Genomic DNA, 6,772 nt, shown 5'->3' with positions numbered 1-6,772 from the left:
AGCACCGACACGCTGCTCGGCTATCCGCGCACCGAAGTGCACTGCAGGCGGTGCGGCGGGCATCTCGGCCATGTGTTCGAGGACGGGCCGAAGCCTACGGGCCTGCGCTATTGCATGAACGGCGATGCGATGCTGTTCCGGCCGAGTGCCACATAAAAATCCTCCCCGAGCTTGTCTCGGGGAGGATTTAAGATCAACCCACGCGCTTCACGCTGTCCTTGTGCGCGCCGACACGGGCACCGCCGCCACCGCCGCCGGGACGGCCACCGCCACCCGAACGACCGCCACCGCCACCGGGACGACGCCGGCGGCGATTGCCGCCCTCGCCATCGCGCTTGGGACCATAGTTGCGACCGCCGGACGCGCCGCGCTCGCCGCCGCGACCCTGGGCCGGGCGCTCGGGCGCCTTGGCCGGGGGCGGCAGCTGGGCTGCGGCCTCGGTAAAGCCCTTGGGCAACGGCATCGGCACCGGCTTGACCTTGGTCAGCTTCTCGATGTCCTTGAGCAGCGGCCGCTCGTCATTGCTAACGAACGCGATCGCGATGCCGTCGGCACCATTGCGCGCGGTACGACCGATGCGGTGGACGTACTGCTCGGGCACATTGGGCAGGTCATAGTTGAACACATGGCTGACGCCGTTAATGTCGATCCCGCGCGCGGCGATATCGGTCGCGATCAGCACCTTGATCTCACCATCCTTGAACGCAGCGAGCGCGGCGGTGCGCTGCGACTGGCTCTTGTTGCCATGGATCGCGGCAGACCGGATGCCCGCCCCCGCCAGCACGCGCACCACCTTGTCCGCGCCATGCTTGGTGCGGGTGAAGACGAGCGCGCGCTCGGGCTTGATCTCGCGCAGCTTCAGCGTCAGCAGCGCTTGCTTCTCGCTCTGGCTGACAAAGGTCACGTACTGCTCGACCCGCTCGGCGGTGGTCGATTGCGGCGCGACCTCGACCCGCACGGGGTTGTTGAGGAAGCGCGCGCCCAGTTCGGCAATCGCCTTGGGCATGGTCGCGGAGAAGAACAGGCTCTGGCGCTGCTTGGGCAGCATCGATGCGATGCGCTTCAGGGGCACGATGAACCCGAGATCCATCATCTGGTCGGCCTCGTCGAGCACGAAGATCTCGACATTCTCGAGCGTGATCGCGCGCTGCTCGATCAGGTCGAGCAGGCGGCCCGGCGTCGCGACGAGCACGTCGGTGCCGGCCTGAAGCTTGCGCTTCTGCTGGTTGATTGGCACGCCGCCGAAAACGCAATTGACCGAGAGGTTGAGATAGCGGGCATAGACGCGCATGTTCTCTGCAATCTGCGCCGCGAGTTCGCGCGTCGGCGACAGGACCAGCATGCGGACACCGCGATGGCTGCGGCCCTTGGCCTCCTTGGCCAGGTGATGCAGCGAGGGCAGCGAGAAGGCTGCGGTCTTGCCGGTACCGGTCTGGGCGATGCCCAGCAGGTCGCGGCCTTCGAGCAAGGCCGGGATGGCATCGCGCTGGATCGGCGTGGGCGTATCATAGCCCTTCGAATCGAGCGCACGAAGGATCGGATCGGCTAGGCCAAGTTCATGAAAATAGGACATATTTACTCTTCAACAAGAGCAACGCGCGAACCTCGCCCCTATCGGGCGGCGCGCGCATTGCGGGGTTCAGAAGCCGCCGGAAGGTTCCGGAAACTTCAGGAAAACGCCCCGCGTGAATTGGGATGTTCGGGAATATAAGCAGCGGGGTTTCAGGACCCGGCCTATCGCCAGCCTGCCCTTGGGGCGGGACTGGAACGAAGTTCACGCTGCCGGTTCATAAGGGGCATTGGGAAGGATTCCCGTGCCAAGGCGCGCTGCTTGGAGCGGCATATGGTGGAAAGCCCGCGAAATAGCAAGGAAATTCGCGGGACGCCGGAGCGCCTTGGCGAATCAGGCGGCTTCCTGCGCGTCCGCCGGGCCGCCGATCAGCACGAAGCGGCGGTCGCAATAGCCGCATTCGACATAACCCTTTTCGTCGATCTGTAGCCAGACCCGCGGATGACCCAGCGCTGCGCCACCGCGAATATCGCTGGCACCATCGCAGGCGACACGGGCAGAGGTGGTGCGGACGGTTTCGGGCGGTGTGATCATGGCTGCGCGATTATCAAAACCGGCGGGCCCATGCAATCGGGCTTTGGTGCAAAGATCAGGCCTGGCCGTGCTTTTCGAGCACGATGCGCGCCTCGGCGGCATCCTCGGGCAGCACCATCAGGCGCGCGGGCGTCATGAAGCCCAGGCCAAGGCCTGCCATGCCGCCATCGAAGACATGCGCGTCGATCCCCTCGGCGGCGAGCGTCAGCCGCGCCATCTCCGCCTCGATCCGGTCGCTATATTCGGCAATCGCCTTGAGACTCACGCCCGATCCGCCGCCCGTTCGGTCAATTCCGGGGCATCGGTGAAATAGCGCGTGGTCGGCGTGGTCGGCAGTCCGTCGATCGAGCGGGTGCGCCCCGCGGTCCTGGCGAGCCAGGCCTCGGGCTCCATCTGCCGGTGCGCCTTCTTCAGCGTCTCGCGCTCGCGTTCCATCTGCATGACCGGCACGCCCCAGCCGCAGCTGGTCTGCACGCTATCGACGCTGATGTCGAAAATCTGCCGGGTTCCGGGCATCAGGGTGAAATGCGCGGCAAGCGCGTCCCACTCCGCATCCTGCGGCAGCACCGGGCGGCCGCGCCCATAGATACGCAGGATCAGCGCCGGATTCTCGAACGCGCAGAACATGATGGTGATGCGGCCATCGGCGACCAGATGCGCGTGCGTCTCGTTGCCCGATCCGCCGAGGTCGAGATAGGCGACGCGCTTGTCGCCGAGCACGCGAAACGCATCATAGCCCTTGGGGCTCAGGTTGATCCGCGCCCCATCGGCCGCGGTCGCGACGAAGAAGATCGGCTGGCGCGCGATGAAGGCGCGGTGTTTTTCGCTGAGCGCATCGGAAAAGTCTGCCATGCGGCGATTGTGAAGCAGCGACCTCGGCGGCGCAAGACCGCCTCTTCCCCCCGGCCCAAAAAGCCGTTACCGCAAGGCCCATGACGACCTCTCCTCCTGCCGGAACGCCCGGCATTCCCCGCTCGCTGTTCGTGCTCTCCGTCTTTTATGGCGGCATGGTGTGCCTGGCGGGCGTGCTCGGCAACAAGCAGGTGGCGATCGGCCCGCTGGCGGTCGAGGCGGGCATCTTCGCCTTTCTGCTGCTGGTCGTGGTGTCGAGCGCGATCGCCGAACTGCACGGGCGCGATACGGCGAACAGCCTGGTGAAGTTCGGCTTCGTGCCGCTGCTCTTCTCGATGCTGCTGTCGTGGATCGTCTGGTCGCTGCCGCCCTCACCCGACATGGCGGAAGAGAACGCCAAGGCCATCCAGCTGATCCTGGGCGCGACGGGGCGGATCTGGGCCGCAGGGGTGTGCGCCTATGGCGTCTCGCAGTTTCTCAACGTCTATATCTTTTCCAAGCTGCAGAACATGCCGGGCCGGTTCCTCGCAGTGCGCGGGGTGATCGCCTCGGCGCTCTCGCAGATCGTCGATACGCTGATCTTTGTCACCATCGCCTTTTACGGCGTGTTCCCGATCGGCCAGCTGCTGGTCGGCCAGATGGTCGCCAAGGTCGCGCTTTCGGTCGCGCTGGTGCCGTTCCTGATTGTGTTCTTCGTCCGGCTGGGCAAAAGGCTCGACGCATGAGCGATACCATTCACGATCCCGCGCTGCTCGCCAAGGCAGAGACGCTGACCGAGGCGCTGCCCTTCATGCAGCGCTATGCCGGCAAGAGCTTCGTCGTCAAATATGGCGGCCATGCGATGGGCGATCCCGAGCTGGCGCGCGACTTTGCTGAGGACATCGTGCTCTTGAAGGCGGTGGGCATCAACCCCGTGGTCGTGCACGGCGGCGGCCCGCAGATCGGCGCGATGCTCAAGCGGCTGGGCGTGGTGTCCGAATTCATCGACGGGCTGCGCGTCACCGACAGCGAGACTGCCAATGTCGCCGAGATGGTGCTGGGCGCGATCAACAAGGAACTGGTGACCTGGATCGCGGCCGCCGGCGGCAAGGCGATCGGCATCAGCGGCAAGGACGCCGGGTTCGTCCGCGCTTCCAAGGTCGAGCGCACGATGCGCGACCCCGACAGCAATATCGAACGCGCGATCGACCTCGGTTTCGTCGGCGAGCCCGAAGCGATCGACTGCACGGTGCTCAAGACCATATCGGATGCGGGCATGATTCCCGTGGTCTCGCCGATCGGCGTGGGCCCGGACGGCCAGACCTACAATATCAACGCCGACACCATGGCAGGCGCGGTCGCGGCGGCGCTCGGCGCCTCGCGGCTGTTCCTGCTCACCGATGTCGCGGGCGTGCTCGACAAGGCCAAGCAGCTGCTCACCGATCTCACGCCGCAGGACATTGCCGCGCTGCGCGCCGATGGCACGATCACCGGCGGCATGATCCCCAAGCTGGAGACCTGCGTCCATGCGGTCGAACAGGGAGTCGATGCGGCGGTGGTGCTCGACGGCCGCGTGCCGCATGCGATGCTGCTCGAAATCTTCACCTCGCGCGGGGCCGGCACGCTGATCCGCGCGTAACCGTTTTAGTCTTGTAATACACCCCGGATCGTCCTAGATATCCGGCCCAAGATCTCCGACAAGCCCATAGCGAGAGACCCATGCAGATCGTGCTCGAAATCCTGGATATCATCCTGCAGGTGGTGACCTGGTTCATCATCATCCAGATCGTGCTGTCCTGGCTGATCGCGTTCAACGTCGTCAGCATGCAGAACGATCTGGTCCGCCAACTGGTCGAATCGCTGCATCGGATCACCGAGCCGCTCTATCGCCCGGTGCGCAAGATCATGCCCGATCTCGGCATGATCGATCTGGCGCCGATGGTGGTGATCCTGATCGTGATGATCCTGCGCAATTCGATCATCCCCAGGCTCTGGGAACAGTTCGCCTAAAGCGCACATTTCCGCGCTCGGCTGTGGCATTGCAGGCCGTTTGCCGCTAGGGCCGAGGGCATGACAGCCCGGATCAGCGCCAAAATCATCGATGGCAAGGCCTTTGCGGCCGGTTTGCGCGCGCGTCTTGCCGCGCGTGTCCCCAGCTTTGTGGCACAGGCGGGCCGAGCGCCCGGCCTGGCCGTGGTTCTGGTAGGCGAAGACCCGGCGAGCCAGGTCTATGTGCGCTCCAAGCACAAGGCGACGCTCGAGGCCGGAATGCAAAGCTTCGAGCATCGCCTGCCCGCCGAAACCAGCCAGCAGGACCTGCTAGACCTGGTCGCCGCGCTGAACGCCGATAACAGCGTGGACGGCATTCTCGTCCAGCTGCCGCTGCCGGGCCATATCGACGACAAGGCGGTGCTGGCGGCGATCGATCCCGCCAAGGATGTCGATGGCTTTCATGTCGTCAACGCAGGGCGGCTCGCGGTGGGCGAAGAGGCGCTGGTGCCCTGCACGCCGCTCGGCTCGCTGATGCTGCTGCAGGATGTGCTGGGCGACCTGTCCGGGCTGCACGCGGTGGTGATCGGGCGGTCGAACATCGTGGGCAAGCCGATGGCGCAACTGCTGCTGCAGCAAAGCTGCACCGTGACCATCGCGCACAGCCGGACGAAGGACCTGCCCGCCATCGTGCGGCTCGCCGATATCGTCGTCGCTGCCGTGGGCCGCGCAGAGATGGTCCGCGGCGAATGGATCAAGCCGGGCGCGACCGTCATCGATGTCGGCATCAATCGGGTTCCGGGTAGCGAGCCCGGCAAGACCAAGCTGGTCGGCGACTGCGCCTATGACGAATGCGCTGCCGTGGCCGGCGCGATCACCCCGGTGCCCGGCGGTGTCGGACCGATGACCATCGCCTGCCTGCTGCGCAATACGCTCGTCGCCGCGCACCGCCGCGCAGGGCTGAGCGATCCGGAGGGGCTGTGATGCGCTTGGCCGCCGCGAGCCTCGCGCTGCTCACCCTCTGCACCCCGATCGCGCATGCCCAGTCCGGGCCGCCGCCGCGCGACGACCGGCGCGGGCCGCCGCCAGGGCCTCCGGGGCAATCCTATGCCAATTCGAGCGCGGTGCTCGTCTCCGAGATCGCCTTTGCCCGTCTGGCGCAGGACAAGGGCCAGTGGACGGCGTTCCGCGAAACGGCATCGGACGATGCGCTGATGTTCGTGCCCAAGCCGGTGCTCGCACAGGCCTGGCTCAAGGGCCGCGCCGATCCGGCACAAGCGGTGAAATGGCAGCCGCAAAAGCTGTTCATGGCGTGCGACGGGCGCACCGGCGCCTCGACCGGGGCCTCGCAATTTCCCGGCGGCGCTGTCGGCTATTACACCACCGTCTGGCAGAATCTGGAAAAGCCGCGCGCCAAGAAGCCCGACTGGAAATGGGTGCTCGACCATGGCGCATCGCTGGCGGCACCGCGCACAGGCGACGAGATGATCTCCTCGCGCACCGCCGTGTGCACAGGCAACCCCAAGGCGGCACTCGGCGCCATTCCGTTCGGCCCGCCGCCAAAGGGAGAGAAACCGGCGGCCCCGACGACCAGCGGCGCGCGCGCATCGGCCGATGGCACGATGGTCTGGCGCTGGGACGTGCGCGCCGATGGCAGCCGCACGATCAGCATCGAATTGTGGAACGGCACCGGTTTCGACACCGTGGTGCGCGATGACGTTCCGGCGGAGGCCGCATGATCGAGCTGTTCGTTTCCGCCTTCGTCACCCTGTTCGTGGTGATCGACCCCCCCGGCTGCGCGCCGATCTATGCCAGCATGACCACCGGCGCGAACGCGCAGCAGCGGCG

General features: G+C 66.0%; 11 protein-coding genes. 7 read left to right on the top strand and 4 right to left on the bottom strand.

Going from position 1 to position 6,772, the window contains the following annotated elements; all coding sequences use genetic code 11:
• The coding region (locus AX735_RS04895; RefSeq protein ID WP_202189500.1) for a peptide-methionine (R)-S-oxide reductase at nt 1-156 on the top strand (156 nt) is incomplete at its 5' end.
• Nucleotides 157-193: 37 nt separating this feature from the next.
• Here the strand turns inward: AX735_RS04895 and AX735_RS04890 are convergent.
• The 4 genes from AX735_RS04890 to AX735_RS04875 all read right to left on the bottom strand — a co-directional run bounded on the left by AX735_RS04890 (nt 194) and on the right by AX735_RS04875 (nt 2,956).
• Nucleotides 194-1,573, bottom strand: a complete 1,380-nt coding sequence (locus AX735_RS04890; protein WP_066276502.1) for a DEAD/DEAH box helicase — start codon at nt 1,571-1,573, stop codon at nt 194-196.
• A 330-nt stretch (nt 1,574-1,903) separates the two neighbouring features.
• Nucleotides 1,904-2,104, bottom strand: a complete 201-nt coding sequence (locus AX735_RS04885; RefSeq protein ID WP_066276497.1) for a zinc-finger domain-containing protein — start codon at nt 2,102-2,104, stop codon at nt 1,904-1,906.
• 55 nt (nt 2,105-2,159) lie between these two features.
• Nucleotides 2,160-2,369: a putative signal transducing protein gene (locus AX735_RS04880; protein ID WP_066276489.1), complete on the bottom strand. Its 210-nt coding sequence runs from the start codon at nt 2,367-2,369 to the stop codon at nt 2,160-2,162.
• Nucleotides 2,366-2,956, bottom strand: coding sequence for a pyridoxamine 5'-phosphate oxidase family protein (locus tag AX735_RS04875; RefSeq protein ID WP_066276486.1), 591 nt, complete (start codon nt 2,954-2,956; stop codon nt 2,366-2,368). The genes AX735_RS04880 and AX735_RS04875 overlap by 4 nt, the downstream gene beginning before the upstream one ends.
• A gap of 80 nt (nt 2,957-3,036) precedes the next feature.
• Between AX735_RS04875 and AX735_RS04870 the strand changes: the two genes are divergently transcribed.
• From AX735_RS04870 to AX735_RS04845, 6 genes are all read left to right on the top strand, one after another.
• A complete protein-coding gene (locus AX735_RS04870) occupies nt 3,037-3,681 on the top strand; it encodes a queuosine precursor transporter (protein WP_066276480.1) in 645 nt (214 codons plus the stop codon).
• Entirely contained in the window at nt 3,678-4,574 is an 897-nt protein-coding gene (gene argB / locus AX735_RS04865; protein WP_066276478.1) for an acetylglutamate kinase, read from the top strand. Before AX735_RS04870 ends, argB begins: the two co-directional genes overlap by 4 nt.
• A gap of 80 nt (nt 4,575-4,654) precedes the next feature.
• A complete protein-coding gene (locus AX735_RS04860; protein WP_066276473.1) occupies nt 4,655-4,945 on the top strand; it encodes a YggT family protein in 291 nt (96 codons plus the stop codon).
• A gap of 60 nt (nt 4,946-5,005) precedes the next feature.
• Nucleotides 5,006-5,908: a bifunctional methylenetetrahydrofolate dehydrogenase/methenyltetrahydrofolate cyclohydrolase FolD gene (gene folD / locus AX735_RS04855; RefSeq protein ID WP_082750935.1), complete on the top strand. Its 903-nt coding sequence runs from the start codon at nt 5,006-5,008 to the stop codon at nt 5,906-5,908.
• Nucleotides 5,908-6,663: a hypothetical protein gene (locus tag AX735_RS04850; protein ID WP_066276470.1), complete on the top strand. Its 756-nt coding sequence runs from the start codon at nt 5,908-5,910 to the stop codon at nt 6,661-6,663. Before folD ends, AX735_RS04850 begins: the two co-directional genes overlap by 1 nt.
• Nucleotides 6,660-6,772 (top strand): MarC family protein (locus AX735_RS04845; protein WP_231750027.1); only part of this gene is annotated, 113 nt, incomplete at its 3' end. The genes AX735_RS04850 and AX735_RS04845, both read left to right, overlap by 4 nt.

Source organism: Blastomonas sp. CCH1-A6, from assembly GCF_001556365.1.
Classification (GTDB): domain Bacteria; phylum Pseudomonadota; class Alphaproteobacteria; order Sphingomonadales; family Sphingomonadaceae; genus Blastomonas; species Blastomonas ursincola.
Note: the sequence above shows the minus strand (reverse complement) of the source record. Positions and strands in the feature narration are given on the sequence as shown.

Bases quoted from the DNA above. Each gene is read 5' to 3' on its own strand.
- AX735_RS04890 (WP_066276502.1), bottom strand. From the start codon at position 1,573: ATGTCCTATTTTCATGAACTTGGCCTAGCCGATCCGATCCTTCGTGCG.
- AX735_RS04885 (WP_066276497.1), bottom strand. From the start codon at position 2,104: ATGATCACACCGCCCGAAACCGTCCGCACCACCTCTGCCCGTGTCGCC.
- AX735_RS04875 (WP_066276486.1), bottom strand. From the start codon at position 2,956: ATGGCAGACTTTTCCGATGCGCTCAGCGAAAAACACCGCGCCTTCATC.
- AX735_RS04870 (WP_066276480.1), top strand. From the start codon at position 3,037: ATGACGACCTCTCCTCCTGCCGGAACGCCCGGCATTCCCCGCTCGCTG.
- argB (WP_066276478.1), top strand. From the start codon at position 3,678: ATGAGCGATACCATTCACGATCCCGCGCTGCTCGCCAAGGCAGAGACG.
- AX735_RS04860 (WP_066276473.1), top strand. From the start codon at position 4,655: ATGCAGATCGTGCTCGAAATCCTGGATATCATCCTGCAGGTGGTGACC.
- folD (WP_082750935.1), top strand. From the start codon at position 5,006: ATGACAGCCCGGATCAGCGCCAAAATCATCGATGGCAAGGCCTTTGCG.
- AX735_RS04850 (WP_066276470.1), top strand. From the start codon at position 5,908: ATGCGCTTGGCCGCCGCGAGCCTCGCGCTGCTCACCCTCTGCACCCCG.